Annotated in this window: 17 protein-coding genes; 8 read left to right on the top strand and 9 right to left on the bottom strand. The window is 58.6% G+C overall.

Going from position 1 to position 18410, the window contains the following annotated elements:
* Positions 1-19: 19 nt before the first annotated feature.
* Entirely contained in the window at positions 20-232 is a 213-nt protein-coding gene (locus BS627_RS07055; RefSeq protein WP_077982466.1) for a DUF2842 domain-containing protein, read from the bottom strand.
* 141 nt (positions 233-373) lie between these two features.
* Between BS627_RS07055 and BS627_RS07050 the strand changes: the two genes are divergently transcribed.
* A complete protein-coding gene (locus BS627_RS07050) occupies positions 374-1477 on the top strand; it encodes a COX15/CtaA family protein (RefSeq protein ID WP_165691202.1) in 1104 nt (367 codons plus the stop codon).
* 6 nt (positions 1478-1483) lie between these two features.
* Here the strand turns inward: BS627_RS07050 and BS627_RS07045 are convergent, their stop codons facing one another.
* From BS627_RS07045 to BS627_RS07020, 6 genes are all read right to left on the bottom strand, one after another.
* A complete protein-coding gene (locus tag BS627_RS07045) occupies positions 1484-2329 on the bottom strand; it encodes an aminoglycoside phosphotransferase family protein (protein WP_077982464.1) in 846 nt (281 codons plus the stop codon).
* A gap of 10 nt (positions 2330-2339) precedes the next feature.
* On the bottom strand, positions 2340-3272 hold the full coding sequence (gene argC, locus BS627_RS07040; protein WP_077982957.1) for an N-acetyl-gamma-glutamyl-phosphate reductase: 933 nt from the start codon (positions 3270-3272) through the stop codon (positions 2340-2342).
* Positions 3273-3342: 70 nt separating this feature from the next.
* Positions 3343-4296: an agmatinase gene (gene speB / locus BS627_RS07035; RefSeq protein ID WP_077982463.1), complete on the bottom strand. Its 954-nt coding sequence runs from the start codon at positions 4294-4296 to the stop codon at positions 3343-3345.
* A 131-nt stretch (positions 4297-4427) separates the two neighbouring features.
* Positions 4428-4895, bottom strand: a complete 468-nt coding sequence (rpsI, locus tag BS627_RS07030; protein ID WP_003521540.1) for a 30S ribosomal protein S9 — start codon at positions 4893-4895, stop codon at positions 4428-4430.
* Positions 4896-4897: 2 nt separating this feature from the next.
* Positions 4898-5362 (bottom strand): 50S ribosomal protein L13, encoded by a 465-nt coding sequence (gene rplM / locus BS627_RS07025; RefSeq protein WP_077982462.1) that lies wholly within the window; start codon positions 5360-5362, stop codon positions 4898-4900.
* Positions 5363-5614: 252 nt separating this feature from the next.
* Positions 5615-6451 (bottom strand): EamA family transporter, encoded by an 837-nt coding sequence (locus BS627_RS07020; protein ID WP_077982461.1) that lies wholly within the window; start codon positions 6449-6451, stop codon positions 5615-5617.
* 905 nt (positions 6452-7356) lie between these two features.
* Between BS627_RS07020 and BS627_RS07015 the strand changes: the two genes are divergently transcribed.
* The 3 genes from BS627_RS07015 to BS627_RS07005 all read left to right on the top strand — a co-directional run bounded on the left by BS627_RS07015 (position 7357) and on the right by BS627_RS07005 (position 9505).
* Positions 7357-7791 carry a CoA-binding protein gene (locus BS627_RS07015; protein ID WP_077982460.1) on the top strand — a complete coding sequence of 145 codons (435 nt, stop codon included), beginning with the start codon at positions 7357-7359 and terminating at the stop codon, positions 7789-7791.
* Positions 7792-7864: 73 nt separating this feature from the next.
* Positions 7865-9148: an O-acetylhomoserine aminocarboxypropyltransferase gene (locus BS627_RS07010; RefSeq protein ID WP_077982459.1), complete on the top strand. Its 1284-nt coding sequence runs from the start codon at positions 7865-7867 to the stop codon at positions 9146-9148.
* A 12-nt stretch (positions 9149-9160) separates the two neighbouring features.
* The gene (locus BS627_RS07005) at positions 9161-9505 is read left to right on the top strand and encodes a cupin domain-containing protein (protein WP_077982458.1); all 345 of its coding nucleotides are present in this window, start codon (positions 9161-9163) and stop codon (positions 9503-9505) included.
* A 38-nt stretch (positions 9506-9543) separates the two neighbouring features.
* Here BS627_RS07005 and BS627_RS07000 read toward each other — a convergent pair whose 3' ends face one another.
* On the bottom strand, positions 9544-10797 hold the full coding sequence (locus tag BS627_RS07000; RefSeq protein WP_165691160.1) for a cytochrome P450: 1254 nt from the start codon (positions 10795-10797) through the stop codon (positions 9544-9546).
* Positions 10798-10879: 82 nt separating this feature from the next.
* Positions 10880-12127: a GGDEF domain-containing protein gene (locus BS627_RS06995; protein WP_077982457.1), complete on the bottom strand. Its 1248-nt coding sequence runs from the start codon at positions 12125-12127 to the stop codon at positions 10880-10882.
* Positions 12128-12579: 452 nt separating this feature from the next.
* On the opposite strand from BS627_RS06995, the gene clpP reads away from it, so the two are divergent.
* The 4 genes from clpP to hupB all read left to right on the top strand — a co-directional run bounded on the left by clpP (position 12580) and on the right by hupB (position 18172).
* Positions 12580-13212, top strand: a complete 633-nt coding sequence (gene clpP, locus BS627_RS06990; RefSeq protein WP_004441299.1) for an ATP-dependent Clp endopeptidase proteolytic subunit ClpP — start codon at positions 12580-12582, stop codon at positions 13210-13212.
* A 290-nt stretch (positions 13213-13502) separates the two neighbouring features.
* Positions 13503-14780 carry an ATP-dependent Clp protease ATP-binding subunit ClpX gene (clpX, locus tag BS627_RS06985; protein ID WP_063951205.1) on the top strand — a complete coding sequence of 426 codons (1278 nt, stop codon included), beginning with the start codon at positions 13503-13505 and terminating at the stop codon, positions 14778-14780.
* Between the two features lie 410 nt (positions 14781-15190).
* Entirely contained in the window at positions 15191-17608 is a 2418-nt protein-coding gene (lon, locus tag BS627_RS06975; RefSeq protein ID WP_077982456.1) for an endopeptidase La, read from the top strand.
* Positions 17609-17896: 288 nt separating this feature from the next.
* Complete coding sequence (gene hupB / locus BS627_RS06970) at positions 17897-18172, top strand: DNA-binding protein HupB (RefSeq protein ID WP_003496481.1); 276 nt, start codon at positions 17897-17899, stop codon at positions 18170-18172.
* Positions 18173-18410: the final 238 nt, after the last annotated feature.

Here is an 18410-nt window from a genome sequence, read left to right as displayed (position 1 = left end):
GTCATGCAATGGCCGGCGCTTAACCCTGTTTTTTGGGTCCAGCCATCCATTTGATGATCAGCATCGCCGGCAGAACCCACAGGATTCCGGTCAGCACGAAATAAGCGAGATGCACCCACCAGGGCGATTGCGTCAGCGCCGCCGATGCAATGGCCGTCGCCACCACGGCGTAAACGACGACGAGGCAGATGATGACGATAGTGCCGATGAGCGATCTGAGGCGAGGGTGCATGAAATCTTCCGTGATTGAACAACTGACCGACTATACCGCCGCGACCGGATGCCGCAAACCCTGAGGCCTTGTTTTGTGGTGCCGGATGGGGCTAATCAACATGACTGTATGAGGGAGACCTGAAAGATGCGTTCGAGCGGCATGACGATGGCAAATGGTTCTGCGGACATGGTGGTGGAGGCTGCCCTGCAGAAACAGGAGAAGGACCGCCGCCTGCTGCGCATCTGGCTTCGCGTCGTGCTCTTCACGCTCTTCTGTCTGGTCCTCGTCGGCGGCGCCACGCGGCTTACCGAATCCGGCCTGTCGATTACCGAATGGAAGCCGATCCATGGCGCCATTCCGCCGCTTTCCGTCGCCGAATGGGAAGAGGAATTCCAGCTCTACAAGCGCATTCCCCAATATCAGGAAATCAACAAGGGTATGTCGCTCGACGAGTTCAAGACGATTTTCTGGTGGGAATGGGCGCATCGCCTGCTTGCCCGCACCATCGGCCTCATCTTCGCTTTGCCGCTCGCCTTTTTCTGGCTGACCGGCCGCGTCGAAAAGCGCCTGCGCCTGCCGCTCGTTGGCCTTCTTGCGCTTGGCGGTTTTCAGGGCTTCATCGGCTGGTGGATGGTATCGTCAGGCCTCGTCAACCGCACGGATGTCTCGCAATATCGGCTTGCTACGCATCTGACCATTGCCTGCCTCATCTTTGCGGGCTGCATGTGGATATTGCGCGGCCTGTCGCACCACTCGCCCGACGCCGCCGATGAAAAGACGGGCAGGGGCTTTGCCGCGCTGCTGACTGTGCTCTGTCTCTTCCAGATCTATCTCGGCGCATTGGTGGCGGGGCTGAATGCCGGCCTTTCCTACAATACCTGGCCGCTAATGGACGGCTCACTGGTGCCGGGCGACCTCTTCCTGCAACAACCCTGGTGGATCAACCTCTTCGAGAACCCCAAGACGGTGCAATTCGTCCACCGCCTCGGCGCCTATACGCTGTTTGCCGCCACGCTTTGGCATATGGTGTCGATGGCCCGCGCCTTGCCCAGTACGCCACATGCCCGCCGGGCGGTGCTGTTCTTCGTGCTCGTCTCCATTCAGGCGGGGCTCGGCATCACCACGCTGCTCATGCATGTGGATATTCATGTGGCGCTCGCCCATCAGGGCATGGCGCTGATTGTGCTGGGTTTCGCCGTCGCCCACTGGCGCGGTTTCATTGGCGAATATCCGGCCCCCGTTGCGGTCGAAGTCAGGGACTGAGGCGGCTTAGAACTGCCCGAGCACCGTTTTGATGGTGGCCGCGACGGCGAGTTCGTTGTCGCGTTCCTCCGCATTGCCGTCCTCTTCATGCCACACGGCAGAAAGACAGCCATAGGCAAAGGCGTATTGCAGCAATAGCCGTTCGTCCCGTTGCAGAGCCTTTGCAAAGATCGCCGCCATGGAGGCGATGCGCGCCTCGCTGCGGGTAAGGTCGAAACGGTCGAGCGGATTGGAGAACATATTGGCGACATCGAGCGCCGCATCGCCGATCAGGCCAGCCGGATCGATGATGATCCAGCCGCGTTCACTGCGCATGATGTTCTCGTGATGCAGATCGCCGTGCAGCGGCTTCACATCCCGCTGCCGGTCGATCAGCGCCTGCGCCAGCGTGGCCGCCTCGATATAGGGGCTGTCCATGCCGTCGGTGCGATCCTGCTCGGCCTTGCGAAACAGGCTCTCGAAATAGAGCGGCAGCGTCAACAGGCTCGAAGGCGGCTTCTGCTGCGATGGCTGATGATATTTTAGCAGGACATCGGCGGCGATTTCCGTGGCGGCATCGTCGTCGCCGTCGCGAAACAGCAGGTCGCGCAGGGTCTCCGTACCGGCGTGTTCCATCAGCAGAATATCGTCGGAGCGGTCGAGCAGTTCCACACAGCCGATGCCGGCGCGCCATGCGATGAAATCCGCGCCGCGAAGGCTGTCCTTCAATACTTTCTTTTTCAGAACCTTGGCAACAGCGAGGGAACCATCGCCGCGCGTAAGCTCGTACACCACCCCGGCCGGCGTATCGGCGATAGACTTCGCGGCCTCGATATTCCACGAGGCCGGAAAAGAGGGCGGGGCAATCTTCATGAGAAAAGTCTCATGCAGAGAGCATCAGCTCCATGTTCTGTACCGCTGCGCCAGACGCGCCCTTGCCGAGATTGTCGAGCAGCGCCACGAGGTTGATATGCTCACCGCCGGGCGTACCGAAGACGAAAAGCTTCATCGTATCCTTGCCCGCCAGTTCCTCGGCATCGATGCGCGAGAGCCCCTTGCTTTCAGCAAGCGGCACCACACTGACGATGTCCTGGCCCGCATAATGGGCGGTCAGCGCCGCGTGGATCGTTTCGATGGTCGCGCCTTCCTTCAGGTCAGCGGCAAAAAGCGGCACCTGCACGATCATCCCCTGCGGGAAACGACCGACGGAGGGCGAAAACAGCGGTGCACGGTCGAGCTGACCATGAATGGTCATCTCCGGCACATGCTTGTGCTTGAGCGTCAGGCCATAAAGGAAATTATTGGCGCTGATGGCGTCATCACGGCTCTGGTCTTCCATCTGGGCAATCATCTGCTTGCCGCCGCCAGTGTAACCGGAAACCGCATTGACGCTGACCGGATAACCGTCAGGCAGGAGGTCTGCGGCGCGCAGCGGGCGCAGAAGGGCGATCGCGCCGGTCGGATAGCAGCCCGGATTGGCGACGAGGCGGGCGGAACGAACCTTCTCGCCCTGTTCCTTATCCATTTCGGCAAACCCATAGGCCCAGTCCTGATGGACACGATAGGCGGTCGAGGTATCGATAATGCGGACATTGTTATTGCCGGCCACCATCGAGACCGCTTCCCGGGAAACATCGTCCGGCAGGCAGAGGATCGAAATGTCGGCATTGTTGAGCATATCCTCGCGCATCGCCGCATTGCGGCGCTCGGCCTCGGGAATGGACAGCAACTCGATATCGCGGCGACCGGCAAGGCGCGTGCGGATCTGCAGACCCGTGGTGCCGTGTTCGCCATCGATGAAGATCTTCGCTGTCATGTCCTTGTCCTGACTTTTCAGAGTGTTGCGAGGGTATTCGGAATCAGTTTGGCAAGCGCCGTTATCTTTGTCAGCCAGCCTTCGCCAGCCGTTCGGCACGCAGGCCAAGCATATACATTGCAACGGTCGCTCCGGCAATGGCGGTAATATCCGCATGGTCGTAGGCGGGCGCGACCTCCACCACGTCCGAGCCGCGAATATCGAGCTGTCCAAGCCCGCGCAAAACGGAGAGAATTTTCGCACTGGTCGGCCCGCCAGCGACTGGCGTGCCTGTTCCCGGCGCAAATGCGGGATCGAGGCAATCGATATCGAAGGTCAGATAAGCGGGCATGCCGGCCGTGTGCTTGACGATCAGCGAGGCGATATCGCTTGCCCGCATTTCCTCCACCTCGTAACCGTGGAGAATGCGAATGCCGAAATCGTCAGGCGCATGGGTGCGGATGCCGATCTGGATCGAGCGGTCGGGGTCGATCAGTCCATCCCGCACGGCGCGGGCCACGAAGGAGCCGTGGTCGATGCGCTTGCCGTCGTCGAACCAGGTGTCCTGATGCGCATCGAACTGCACCAGCGCCAGCGGGCCGTGCTTCGCGACATGCGCCTTCAAAAGCGGCCAAGTAATGAAATGATCGCCGCCGAGCGTCAGCAGATAATCTGTCTTGGAGATGATCTTTCGCGCTTCCTTTTCGATCGTATCAGGTGTCTTCCAGTGATTGCCGTAATCGAGCAGACAGTCGCCGTAATCTATGGTCGGCATTTGGGCAAAAAGATCACGCGCGAAAGGATATTGCGGATCGTTGTCGAAGATCGCTGAAGCCCGGCGTATCGCCTGCGGCCCGAAACGGGCGCCCGGCCGATTGGAGGTGGCAGCGTCGAAAGGAATGCCCCAGATGGCCGTCGATACACCCTTGAGGTTCTTGGTATATTTGCGCCGCATGAAGGAGAGGACGCCCGCATGGGTCGGGTCGGTGGCGGCCGATGTCAGGGTCGTTGCGGTGAAGGCATGGTCGATGGTTTTGGACGGCATTGATCACCCCATTGCGATTTGCGCCGAGGTTGCTGTCTTCCTGCTAAAAAAACAAGGGAGGCGATTATGAAAAAAAGGCGGAGCCGAAGCCCCGCCTTTCGAAGTTCTGAACGAACCGTTCTGAGAAGCGATTAGCGCTTGGAGAACTGGAACGAACGGCGGGCCTTGGCCTTACCGTACTTCTTACGCTCGACAACGCGGCTGTCGCGGGTCAGGAAGCCACCCTTCTTCAGAACGGAGCGCAGGCCCGGTTCGAAGTAGGTGAGGGCCTTGGACAGACCGTGACGAACGGCGCCGGCCTGACCGGACAGACCACCACCGGCAACGGTGGCGATGATGTCGAACTGACCCGTGCGGGCAGCGGCGACGATCGGCTGCTGAAGGATCATCTGCAGAACCGGACGGGCGAAATACGTGGTGAAATCGCGGCCGTTGATGATGATCTTGCCAGAACCGGCCTTGACCCATACGCGGGCTACGGCGTTCTTGCGCTTGCCGGTCGCGTAGGAGCGGCCGAGGGTGTCAACCTTGCGGACATGCACGGGAGCCGAAGCTTCCGATGCCGGGGCGAGGTCTTTCAGAGAGGAAAGATCGGCCATTATCAGGCGCTCCTTACGTTCTTCTTGTTAAGCGCGGCCACGTCGAGAACGGTGGGCTGCTGTGCTTCGTGCGGATGGTTCGAGCCGGCGTAAACGCGCAGGTTCTTCATCTGGCGACGGCCGAGCGGGCCGCGCGGGATCATGCGCTCGACGGCCTTTTCAACGACGCGCTCCGGGAAGCGGCCTTCGATGATCTGGCGAGCCGTACGCTCCTTGATGCCACCCGGATGACCGGTGTGCCAGTAGTACTTCTTGTCGGAATACTTCTTGCCGGTGAGGGCAACCTTTTCCGCATTGATAACGATGACGTTGTCGCCATCATCAACGTGGGGGGTGTAGGTAGCCTTGTGCTTGCCGCGCAGGCGGGTTGCAACGATGGTGGCGAGGCGACCAACAACGAGGCCTTCGGCGTCGATGATGACCCACTTCTTCTCCACCTCAGCGGGCTTCTGAACGAAAGTAGACATGAATTTCACTTTCTAACGTGGACCCGTCATCCTCTTGCATGAAGAGCATACGGGCGTTTCTTGTTGCTTGGTTTGGTTGCCGTGAAAGACAACCGCAAATGACCCAATTCCGGCTGGAATCCGATCTGGCGCGCTTATACGGTGCGCGAACGAAAGCGTCAATATGACGGGTTTTGGAGGCCGTAAAAATAAGATAGAAAAAACAATGACTTGATCATGGGGTATTATTTTACCTCATCAGGCGGGGCCGTTTTACCCCAGTCGCATCACCAGAACGCCTGCTGCAATGATGCCTCCGGCAAGATAACGCCAGACGCTGGCGCGTTCCTTCAGGATCACCACGGAGATCACCAGTGCAAAGAGAATGGAGGTTTCCCGGAGCGCCGCGACGACCGCGACAGGCGCCTTGGTCATGGCGTAGAGCGCCAGCCCGTAAGAGAGAATGGAGCCGCCGCCGCCGATCAGTCCGCGCCGCCAGTTGCGCCGGGCATGGTTTGCGACCGGGCCCACACCGCGCCGGTAAAGGGCAAAGCCGAAAAGCAGCACGGGCGGCAGAAGCGACATCCACAGCGTATAGGAGATGGCGTTGCCGGAAAGCCTTGCGCCGACACCGTCGACGAAGGTGTAGGATGCGATCACGAAGGCGTTGAGCAGGGCGACCATGATCGCCTTTGCGCCGCCGCGCCGCGCCTCGAAAGCGAGCGTCAGGATGCCGACTGAGATGATGGCGATGCCGGCAAGCGCCACCGGGCTCAAAATCTCGCTCAGGAACAGACTGCTCGTCGCAGCGACGATCAGGGGCGCCACGCCGCGCATGACGGGGTAGACAAGGCCGATGTCGCCGATCGTATAGGCGGCGGCGACAAGCCGGAAATAGGCGAATTGCAGAACGGCCGAAGCGATCAGGAAAGGAATGGCGACCGGAGCTGGAAATGGCAGGAAAGGTAGAAACGGCAGCGAACAGGCCGCAGCGCCAGCCGCGATCAGCGAGGCGTCCAGCGATTTGTCGGATCCGGCTTTGACCAGCGCATTCCATCCGGCATGCAGCATCGCGCCCATGAGCACCAGAAGAAGAATGTCAAATGTCACAATAGAGACTCGCTCGCGGGCTACTTTGGGCAACCTACAGCATCGGTTTGAAAACCGGAATCGATTTTCGCTACGCGCGGCAAGCCTTTCCCAATTGTTCGCGTACACGTTTTGCGCGGTGGAGCCGTCCGCAAATAGCCTGTGATTGCGGCGGATACTGCGACGCGCGTAAACTTTATGCTTTGTGCATGTCACGGATCAGTGGAATGATTTTGCGTCGGGGCGATATGGCCTTCTGCTCACAATTTCATCCGCCAGATGGAGGTAGGAGCGTCGCATGCACAGCTTCTAGTTTCGCGTCGGGATCAATTTTCGCTCAAAATACTACCTGTTTTGTCAAATATCCTGATGGATATCCGACGGCTCCTCGGGCTCTAACTGTATCAATCGGGGGGAGGCGCGCATGAAAAAAAATTTCAAATCTCTCCTCAATCAGGCTCTGTAACGTTGCAGGTTCGTATAAGGATTGATTTACTGAATAACTTTTTGAAAATTAGACATGTCTAATTTTCCTGCGAACGGAATGAAAACAAACAGGAGACGAAGGGCGCATGAATTTCACGCTAATGTTGTTTAAGCCCGCATTTGCGACAATTCGCGTCATTTCGAAAACTGGGCAAGAATAGTCAATAAAACTGGCGTTCTGGCGTTTGGTGAAATCATTTTGCGTGAACGAAAAAAGCGCCTCTTCGCGACATGGAGTCTGCGGTAATGGCGGTCAAACAGATCGGCAGGGGTTCAAGAAAGCGAAGAACCTTCCTAGATAGAAAGGACGGGCGCAACCGGCAGCGTCAGGAATGCGTCGGTGGAATTATGCATGAGACGCCATGCTCGGGCGCTTTTAAATGGCGCACCTGCATTGGTATTCTTCAAACAATGCGATGCTCCAGAAGGGATAAGTTGACATGCAGCATGATAGTTATGAACCCGAGTACCTCAGAAAAATTCTGACTGACGTCAAAACCATCGCCCTGCTGGGTGCTTCTCCCAATCCCGACAGGCCCAGCCACGGCGTGATGCGCTTTCTGCTGTCCAAGGGGTATCGCGTGTTTCCGGTCAATCCTGGCCAGGCGGGCAAGGAGATATTGGGGCAGAAGGTCTATGCCAAACTCGCCGATATTCCCGAGCCGGTGGACATGATCGACGTTTTCCGGGCGCCGGAATATTTGTTGGCCATTGTCGAAGAGGCGATATTGCTGCCTGACCGCCCTTCGGTGATCTGGGGCCAGCTCTCCGTTCGCGATGACAATGCCGCCGCCAAGGCGGAAGCCTATGGCATGGACGTGGTGATGGACCGTTGCCCCGCAATTGAGTATCCGCGTCTCAATATTGCGCGATAGTTGGTACGGATTGCACTTATCATTTGCCGCCAAGGCATTATGATCCCTCCAAAATTCCAATGGAGGAAACATCATGCCGAGCAACAATCCCGGTTTTTCGACGCTGGCCGTTCACGCAGGCGCGCAGCCTGATCCGACCACCGGCGCGCGCGCCACGCCCATTTATCAGACCACGGCCTATGCTTTCCGCGATGCCGATCACGCCGCCGCCCTGTTCGGATTGAAAGAGTTCGGCAATATCTACACCCGCATCATGAATCCCACCCAGGCGGTTCTGGAGGAGCGCGTGGCGGCGCTCGAAGGTGGCACGGCGGCGCTTGCCGTCGCTTCCGGCCACGCAGCGCAATTGCTGGTGTTCCACACGCTCATGCAATCCGGCGATAATTTCGTCGCGGCCCGCCAGCTTTATGGCGGCTCGATCAACCAGTTCGGCCACGCCTTCAAGGGTTTCGACTGGCAGGTGCGCTGGGCAGATGCCGCGGACCCGGCGAGCTTCGAGGCGCAGATCGATGATCGTACCCGTGCCGTCTTCATCGAAAGCCTCGCCAATCCGGGCGGTACTTTCGTGGATGTCGCCGCAATCGCCGATGTCGCCCACCGCCACGGTCTGCCACTCATCGTGGACAACACCATGGCGAGCCCCTATCTGCTGCGGCCGCTGGAACACGGCGCAGATATCGTGCTACATTCGCTGACGAAATTCCTTGGCGGACACGGCAATTCCATGGGCGGCATCATTGTCGATGGCGGCACCTTCGATTGGTCGGCGACCGATAAGTTCCCGGCGCTGTCGCAGCCGCGGCCGGAATATTCCGGCGTCGTGCTGCACCAGACCTTCGGCAATTTCGCCTTTGCCATCGCCTGCCGCGTTCTGGGATTACGGGATCTCGGCCCGGCAATTTCGCCCTTCAACGCCTTCCTGATCCTGACCGGAATAGAGACGCTGCCGCTGCGCGTTCAGCGCCATTCCGACAATGCGCTCGCCGTCGCGAAATGGCTGAAGGCACATCCCAAAGTCGGCTGGGTGCATTATGCGGGTCTGGAGGACAGCGACAACCATGCCATCCAGCAGCATTATTCGCCGAAGGGGGCGGGCTCCGTCTTCACCTTCGGCGTCAAGGGCGGTTATGCCGCCGGCAAGGCATTGGTGGAAGGGCTGCAGCTTTTTTCGCATCTCGCCAATATCGGTGATACACGCTCGCTCGTCATCCACCCGGCCTCCACCACTCATGCGCAGTTGACGCCGGAACAGCAAACGGCCGCCGGCGCCGGGCCGGATGTGGTGCGCTTGTCGATCGGCATTGAGGACGTCAAGGACATCATCGCCGATCTCGAACAGTCCTTTGAAAAAATCTGAGGACCTGCCGCGATGACAAATCTTGTGTCTTTTGAAAGCAGCGCCGTTGAGGTGGAGCACGGCGCGCCCGTGCCGGAAAGACTGATATCAGGTGATCCCAAATTCACGACATGGAATCTCGAAGAGGCTCCCGGCGGCATCTATGCCGGCATCTGGCAGTCTACGCCGGGCAAATGGCGGGTGGTCTATGATGAATGGGAATATTTCAGCATTCTCGAAGGCCATTCCATCCTGACCGAAGACGGCGGCACACCGCGCGATCTGAGGCCGGGTGACAGGATTGTCCTGCGCCCGGGCTTCACCGGCACCTGGGAGGTCGTGGAAACCACGCGGAAGGATTACGTTATCCGGCTGTGAGGCCGGATGCCCCGTTCGAATACTTTAACAGTCAGATTTCACCACGCCAGGTCGAGCCGCTCCAGACCATGGAAATGATAGACGTCCTTCACCTTGGGCGGCTCGGCGATCTTCAGGCCCGGCAGACGTTTGAAAAGCAGGGGCAGGGCGAGATTGAGTTCCAGTCTTGCAAGTGGTGCGCCGATGCAGAAATGAATGCCGGCGCCGAAGGAGACGTTGGCGCCTTTGTTGCGGTCCGGCTGGAAGGCCAGAGGGTCGGAAAATTTCGCCGGATCGAGGTTGGCGGCGGCCAGGATAAGGCTGACCTTGTCGCCGCGCTTGAACGCGACGCCGTCGATTTCGACTGGCTCCAGAACCCAGCGTTGGAAAATATGCACTGGGGCGCAGATGCGCAGCGTCTCCTCCACTGTCCGCTCGGTTGCCGTCTCGTCGCGGAACAGGACCTCGGGGGAGATGCCGCTTTCCAGAATGATGCGCACGGAATTGCCGATCTGGTGTACGGTCGCCTCGTGCCCGGCATTCAACAGCACGATGGTGGTGGAGACGAGCTCATCGTCGGTCAGATACTGGCCCTTGTGCTGCGTATGGATCATGTGGCTCAGCAGATCGTCTTTCGGCTCTGCCCGACGCTCTGCGATCACGCTGCGTACATAGTCTGAAAATTCATGCGCGGCCCTGTCGGCCAGAAGCTCGTCTTCGGGCGTGCGCTTGAACATGTACATGCCGACATAGGCATGCGACCATTTCAGAAGCTGCGGCCCCATTTCCTCGGGAATTCCGATCATACGGGCGATCATCGTCACCGGGATGATATCGGCATAAGACGAGAGCAGTTCCGTTTCGCCCTTGCTTTCGAAGGCGTCGATGAGGCGGTTGGCGAGTTCCTCTATTTCCGGCTTCATCTTGTCGACGTGCCGCGACACGAAGGCGCGGTTGATGAGCGTGCGCAGCCGTGTGTGCTCCGGCGGCTCGAGCTCCAGAAGCGAATGCTGCTCGGCGGCGTCGAAATGCTTCACATGTTCCAGCGGCTGCGGCAGGCCGATTTCCTCGCGGCTAGCCACATGCAGTATCTGCCGTCCGAAGCGGCGGTCGCGCAGAAGGGCGCTGACATGGTCGTAACCGGTGAAGAACCATTGCCGCTGCTCTTCCCAGTAGAAAGTGGGACATTGCGCGTGCAGGGCCGCATAAACCGGGTTCGGATCGTTGTAGAAGGCCGGGTCGCGGGCATCGAGGGAGATGCGGCGGGTGGCGTGGTCGATTTTGAGAAAGGGAAATGTCGCTGTCATGCCCATGGTCTATTCCGCGCGCGGCGCTTTGGGAAGGGAGACAAATCCATTGCGATAACTCTGCGCATGTCACTGAATGGTTACATCATCACCGGCCGGCGATGGCGGATATCCGGTTCAGCGCCGCCACCTGGCGGTCGGCATTGTTGTCCATCGGATTTTCGTCGCGGTCCGAAGCTGGCACGACGACATTGGCCGAATTGACATGGATGACGGTCCGGTTGCGCCCGGCCTTCTTGGCGGCATAAAGCGCGCGGTCGGCTTCTGTCATCATCGTATTCAGGTCGGCATCCTTGATCATGGCTTCCGATATGCCGACGCTGGTGGTCACCTCGATACCTTCACCGCGCGAACTGATCTTCGAAAGGCGCAGATTGCTGCGGATGGCTTCTGCAAGCGCCGCGGTGCTGGAAGAGCTTTCCACTTCGGCAACCAGGGCGAATTCTTCGCCGCCCATCCTGACGAAAAGCCCGCGATCGCCGATCGTACGCTGTGCGATATTACAGAAATGCACGAGGACCGCATCGCCGGACTGGTGGCCGTATCTGTCGTTTATCTTCTTGAAATGGTCGATATCGAACAGCACCAGCGCCACGTAACGGCTGGAGGCCGGCGACTTCTTCTTGATGCGCTCAAACTCCTCCAGCAGGCCGCGACGGTTAAGAACGCCGGTCAGATGATCGGTCATGGCGAGCCGGTGAAGGCGCGTTTCTGTGTCTTCCATGATGATCTTGGCACTGATCATGATGATGGCCGTGAAGCCGAGCATGCCGGAAAAGGCGAGCGCCGATGTCAGCGGAATAGCGTTGGGGGCCGCGGCATTGGCCGGTATGACGATGGATGCGACAAACGCCCCGGCAAAAGCCTGCATGATCAGAATTGCGGCTAAAACCCGGCGGCTGCGTGAGGCGCGCGCCTTGCTGGCCAGAAGGACGCCGGCGAGCATGAAATAACCGGTGGCGGCACTGGCGTGATAGAGCAGGATGCGGGGCACCATATTTTCACGCACGGGCGGCAGGAACATTCCCGCGATCCACAGCAGAGCCGGAATGGCGACCCAGCCGCCGATTTTCCGCTGTTCGAAGCACAGCAGGCCCGCAAGCCAGAACCCGAAGGCGGAAAGTGCGAGCGTATTGCCGACCTGGATGGACAAAAAACTGGAAATATCCCCACGAAGCGCCACCATTACCGTGCCGATGCCCGTGGCGAGGAAACCGGCCGCGAAATAGAGATTATGCCGGCGGGAAGGGCGGTGCAGCCACAGCGTTCCCAAAAGCACGGCAAGGGTGAGCGTCTCCGCCGCCCACAGTAGCGTGCTCGTCTTTGCATCCAGCATTGCAAAATCCTATCTGCGCCATAATGCGGTAAAAGCGGGCCCTTCCGCACGAGGTGCGTTATGCCCGCTGGAATTGTTGAGCTGCCATTTCGCCCGGATGGGCCCATTCCCCAACGGGAACCGGAAATTCGCTGGCCAGTATCAGCAGCAAATACTAACGAGTTCTTGCCGGTGAGAAGTTATATCTGTGCATGGCGGGCGATTTTTGCCGTCGTCGCGCGCCATAGTAAAAAAATGGTGGCAGCGTGGGAAAGAGGCCCGGCTGGCGCCGCCCGGTCCGAAAGCCCTGTCAACCTCGGCCTGAAAGGCCTGCAAACGCTGTTGAGCCGTTAAGGATATGCGGCTTCGTGTCTTGAAGTACGGGGCAGGGACACTCTATGTAGGGAGTATGAAGGTTAGAAGTGATTCCGGAGCGGCTTTCCGCGAAGGGCAGAGTTTGACAAAGGACGGACATGAAAAATCCAGTTGATACCGCCATGGCTCTGGTGCCGATGGTCGTTGAGCAGACCAATCGCGGCGAACGCTCCTACGACATATTTTCCCGTCTTCTCAAGGAACGCATCATTTTCCTCACCGGCCCGGTGGAGGACCAGATGGCGTCGCTCGTCTGCGCGCAGCTGCTTTTCCTCGAGGCTGAAAACCCCAAGAAGGAAATTGCGCTCTACATCAACTCGCCGGGTGGCGTCGTGACCGCCGGTATGGCGATCTACGACACGATGCAGTTCATTCGCCCTGCGGTCTCGACGCTCTGCGTCGGCCAGGCCGCGTCCATGGGCTCGCTGCTTCTCGCCGCCGGTGAAAAGGGAATGCGTTTTGCGACCCCGAACGCCCGCATCATGGTTCACCAGCCTTCCGGCGGTTTCCAGGGGCAGGCATCGGACATCGAGCGCCACGCCCGCGACATCATCAAGATGAAGCGCCGTCTCAATGAAGTCTACGTGAAGCACACCGGCCGTACGCTCGAAGAGGTTGAAAAAACCCTTGATCGCGACCATTTCATGGATGCAGACGAGGCGAAGGACTGGGGCGTGATCGACAAGATCCTGACCTCGCGCCAGGAAATCGAAGGCGCCGTCGCGAATTGAGGCGCGCCGCTTTTGACGTTTGTTTGAAGCCGCAAAAGTAATTTCGGGGCTTTCAACCGCAACAGAAAGCGATATTAGTATATATAAAGGCTATGTTGAGTTTTTATGACGTAGCTAGGTTTGATGGGGAATTCGTTGCAGCCGGGTATCAGCTCATGTATCTGATACCGGTTAGTACCCCGGGAAACGAGGCGGATACGGCGATGCACCCCAAGGGCTGCCGTATCTGCGGGCGGTAAGTTGACCGCGATCCGTTTGGCGGACCTGCGGCGTGCTGGAAGGAAAGAGATATGAGCAAAGTCAGCGGCAGCAACGGCGGCGACTCTAAGAATACACTCTATTGTTCATTCTGCGGCAAGAGCCAGCACGAAGTCCGGAAACTCATTGCCGGACCGACGGTGTTCATCTGTGATGAATGCGTCGAATTGTGCATGGACATCATCCGCGAGGAGAACAAGACGTCTATGGTGAAGTCGCGCGAGGGTGTGCCCACCCCGCAGGACATCATCAAGATCCTCGATGAATATGTCATCGGCCAGAAGCAGGCGAAGAAAATCCTGTCCGTGGCCGTTCACAACCACTACAAGCGCCTTGCGCACGCCTCCAAGAACGGCGATGTCGAGCTGGCGAAGTCGAACATCATGCTCGTCGGTCCGACGGGTTGCGGCAAGACCTATCTTGCCCAGACGCTCGCTCGCATCATCGACGTTCCCTTCACCATGGCGGACGCAACGACGCTGACCGAAGCCGGTTATGTCGGCGAGGACGTGGAAAACATCATCCTGAAGCTGTTGCAGGCTGCGGATTACAATGTCGAGCGCGCCCAGCGCGGCATCGTCTATATCGACGAAGTCGACAAGATTTCCCGCAAGTCGGACAACCCGTCCATCACGCGCGACGTGTCGGGCGAGGGCGTTCAGCAGGCGCTTCTGAAGATCATGGAAGGCACGGTCGCTTCCGTTCCGCCGCAGGGCGGCCGCAAGCATCCGCAGCAGGAGTTCCTGCAGGTGGATACGACCAATATCCTGTTCATCTGCGGCGGCGCATTCGCCGGCCTTGACAAGATCATCTCGGCCAGAGGCGAAAAGACCTCGATCGGCTTCGGTGCGACCGTCAAGGCGGAAGACGATCGTCGTGTGGGCGAAGTGCTGCGCGAGCTGGAGCCGGAAGATCTGGTGAAGTTCGGCCTCATTCCGGAATTCATCGGCCGTCTGCCTGTTCTGGCGACGCTGGAAGACCTAGACGAAGATGCGCTGATCCAGATCCTGTCCGAGCCGAAGAACGCGCTGGTCAAGCAGTATCAGCGCCTGTTCGAGATGGAAGATGTCGAGCTGACCTTCCACGAGGACGCGCTGCGCGAAATCGCTCGTAAGGCGATCACCCGCAAGACCGGTGCCCGCGGCCTGCGCTCGATCATGGAAAAGATCCTGCTGGACACCATGTTCGAACTGCCGACGCTGGAAGGCGTGCGCGAGGTCGTCATTTCCGACGAGGTCGTCAGCGGTGTCGCCCGTCCGCTCTACATCTATGCGGACCGCCAGGAAGAAAAGACCAACGTTTCGGCCTGATCGGCTGATGCAATGTTGGAAAAGATCAGGGCCCGCATCCGTGCGGGCCTTTTCTATTAGAGCGACCTCACGAAACTTGCGTCTAACTTGACGAAGCCCGATTTTGCGTTTGGAGCGGATTGCGCTTTGCTGATAAAGTCTTACAACTGATTTGCAGCGCGTTATGACGGAAATGTGAATTCCGTCGGCGACCCGGTTCCTGGCCCTTGAGGATAACCGGAATGTCGGGAGTATGAGCCAGCGCTGGGTTTTGTTGAATTTCACGGTCTTGCCGCTTTGCTGGACCGTCTGTTCCGGCGACTTGAAATCGGTGTTTCGAAACTCCACTTTCAGTCTCGAGAAATGAATGCGCCGGATGCCCCAAGCTGTCCGGCAAAGTGTCCCGAAAGGGACCATGGAAAGGAAATGATATGACGAACATCACGTCTGCGGCATCTGGCGGTACCTATCCGGTACTTCCCCTGCGCGACATTGTCGTTTTCCCGCATATGATCGTTCCCCTGTTCGTCGGGCGGGAAAAATCCATCCGTGCGCTCGAGGAAGTCATGGGTTCGGACAAGCAGATCATGCTTGTCACCCAGATCAACGCCAGCGACGACGATCCGGCACCGGAAGCCATCCATAAGGTCGGCACGGTCGCCAATGTCCTGCAGCTCCTGAAGCTTCCCGACGGCACCGTAAAGGTGCTGGTGGAAGGCAAGGGCCGCGCCCAGATCGACAATTACACTGGCCGCGAGGATTTCTATGAAGCCTCCGCGACGCCTTTGCAGGAGCCTGCCGAAGATCCGGTCGAGATCGAAGCGCTTTCGCGTTCGGTCGTGTCCGAATTTGAAAGCTACGTGAAGCTCAACAAGAAGATTTCGCCCGAGGTTGTCGGCGCTGCCGGCCAGATCGACGATTATTCGAAGCTTGCCGATACGGTCGCTTCGCACCTGTCGATCAAGATCACCGAAAAGCAGGAAATGCTGGAAACCGTCAGCGTGAAGCAGCGGCTTGAAAAGGCGCTCGGCTTCATGGAAGGCGAAATTTCCGTGCTGCAGGTCGAGAAGCGCATCCGTTCGCGCGTCAAGCGCCAGATGGAAAAGACCCAGCGCGAATATTACCTGAACGAGCAGATGAAGGCGATCCAGAAGGAACTCGGCGACGGCGAAGACGGTCGTGACGAAATGGCCGAACTGGAAGAGCGCATCGCCAAGACCAAGCTTTCCAAGGAGGCCAAGGAAAAGGCCGAGGCGGAAATGAAGAAGCTTCGCCAGATGAGCCCGATGTCGGCGGAAGCCACAGTCGTGCGCAACTATCTGGACTGGCTGCTGGGTCTGCCCTGGGGCAAGAAGTCGAAGATCAAGACCGACCTCAATGCCGCCGAGACGATCCTTGATCAGGATCACTTCGGTCTGGACAAGGTCAAGGAGCGCATTGTCGAATATCTGGCCGTACAGGCCCGTGCTTCCAAAATCCGCGGTCCTATCCTGTGCCTCGTCGGTCCTCCCGGCGTCGGCAAGACCTCGCTTGCCAAGTCGATCGCCAAGGCGACCGGCCGCGAGTATGTCCGCATGGCGCTGGGCGGCGTTCGTGACGAAGCGGAAATCCGCGGTCACCGCCGTACCTATATCGGCTCCATGCCCGGCAAGATCGTCCAGTCGATGAAGAAGGCCAAGAAGGCGAACCCGCTCTTCCTGCTCGACGAAATCGACAAGATGGGCATGGATTTCCGTGGCGATCCGTCGTCGGCACTGCTGGAGGTTCTCGATCCGGAACAGAACTCCACCTTCATGGATCATTACCTGGAAGTGGAATACGACCTGTCCGACGTGATGTTCGTGACCACGGCCAACACGTTGAACATTCCCGGCCCGCTGATGGACCGCATGGAAGTGATCCGCATCGCCGGTTACACGGAAGACGAAAAGCGCGAAATCGCAAAGCGTCACCTGTTGCCCAAGGCGATCAAGGAGCATGCCCTGCGTCCAGAAGAGTTCTCGGTCACCGATGATGCCCTGATGGTCGTCATCCAGCAGTACACCCGCGAAGCGGGCGTGCGCAGCTTCGAACGCGAGCTGATGAAGCTGGCGCGCAAGGCTGTCACCGAGATCATCAAGGGCAAGGTCAAGTCCGTGGAAGTCACCGCTGCAAACGTTCCCGACTATCTGGGCGTGCCGCGGTTCCGCCATGGCGAAGCCGAGCGCGAGGATCAGGTCGGTGTCGTCACCGGTCTAGCCTGGACGGAAGTCGGCGGTGAGTTGCTCACCATCGAAGGCGTGATGATGCCGGGCAAGGGCCGCATGACGGTTACTGGCAACCTCAAGGAAGTGATGAAGGAATCCATTTCGGCGGCGGCATCCTATGTCCGCTCGCGCGCCGTGGATTTCGGCATCGAACCGCCGCGTTTCGACAAGAGTGACATCCACGTTCACGTTCCTGAAGGGGCAACTCCGAAGGACGGACCGTCTGCCGGTGTTGCCATGGCAACTGCCATCGTCTCCATCATGACCGGTATTCCGGTCTCGAAGGATGTGGCGATGACGGGCGAGATCACGCTTCGTGGTCGCGTGTTGCCGATCGGCGGCCTGAAGGAAAAGCTGCTTGCGGCTCTGCGCGGCGGCATCAAGAAGGTGCTGATCCCGGAAGAAAACGCCAAGGATCTGGCGGAGATTCCGGATAACGTGAAGAACGAGATGGAAATCATTCCGGTGTCGCGTATGGGCGAGGTTATCAAGCACGCCCTTATCCGCCAGCCGGAACCCATCGAGTGGGACGGCAGCATCGAGACGCCGGTGATCGCAACCGTCGAAGGTGTTGATGACGGCAACCAGACGATTGCCCATTGAAACATGCATCGTCGCGAAGGCGGGAATCGCCTTTCGCGGCGGGCAGCGCATAGAATCAATGCGTTAGGTGTCGGAGTGCGTGCGCGGTGCTCAGCTCTGCGCAACTGATGCCAAATTGGCACGAATATGTGGAAGGCCGGCAGAAATGTCGGCCTTTTTTGTGAAAAAAATCGCAGACCCCTTGTTTTTCAGGCGATTCCAGCGCTTTTGAGTTGCTGCGCGCGGATGTGAATGTATTCTGCGCCGGCTTAATTTTAGTCGTTTCAAACCATTGAAAGGGGTGGAAACATGAACAAGAACGAGCTCGTCTCTGCTGTTGCCGAAAAGGCTGGTCTCACGAAGGCAGATGCTGCTTCCGCTGTTGATGCCGTATTCGAAACCGTACAGAACGAACTGAAGAGCGGTGGCGACATCCGTCTCGCTGGCTTCGGCAGCTTCTCCGTTAGCCGTCGTGAAGCCTCCAAGGGTCGTAACCCTTCCACGGGTGCTGAAGTCGATATCCCGGCTCGCAACGTACCGAAGTTTTCCGCAGGCAAGGGCCTGAAGGACGCCGTCAACTCGTAAGGTTTCCGGAAAGCTGCAACGCCCGGCGGCGGGCGGGCGGCTTTTCAGGTTCACGAGGAAACATGTTTTGATGCCCTGACGCCGTCACATCGACGCTAAAGCGGGTGGTGTTTCGAAACGCGGAATGTGCGCATAAACGCGAAAGCCCGGCTCCAGCAGTCGGGCTTTTTGATTCTCCCGCAAGGAAATGTCATGCCACTGTCATGTCTTTGACGCAGAAGCCATGGGGTATTTCTGG

Source organism: Agrobacterium salinitolerans, assembly GCF_002008225.1.
GTDB lineage: Bacteria > Pseudomonadota > Alphaproteobacteria > Rhizobiales > Rhizobiaceae > Agrobacterium > Agrobacterium salinitolerans.
Note: the sequence above shows the minus strand (reverse complement) of the source record. Positions and strands in the feature narration are given on the sequence as shown.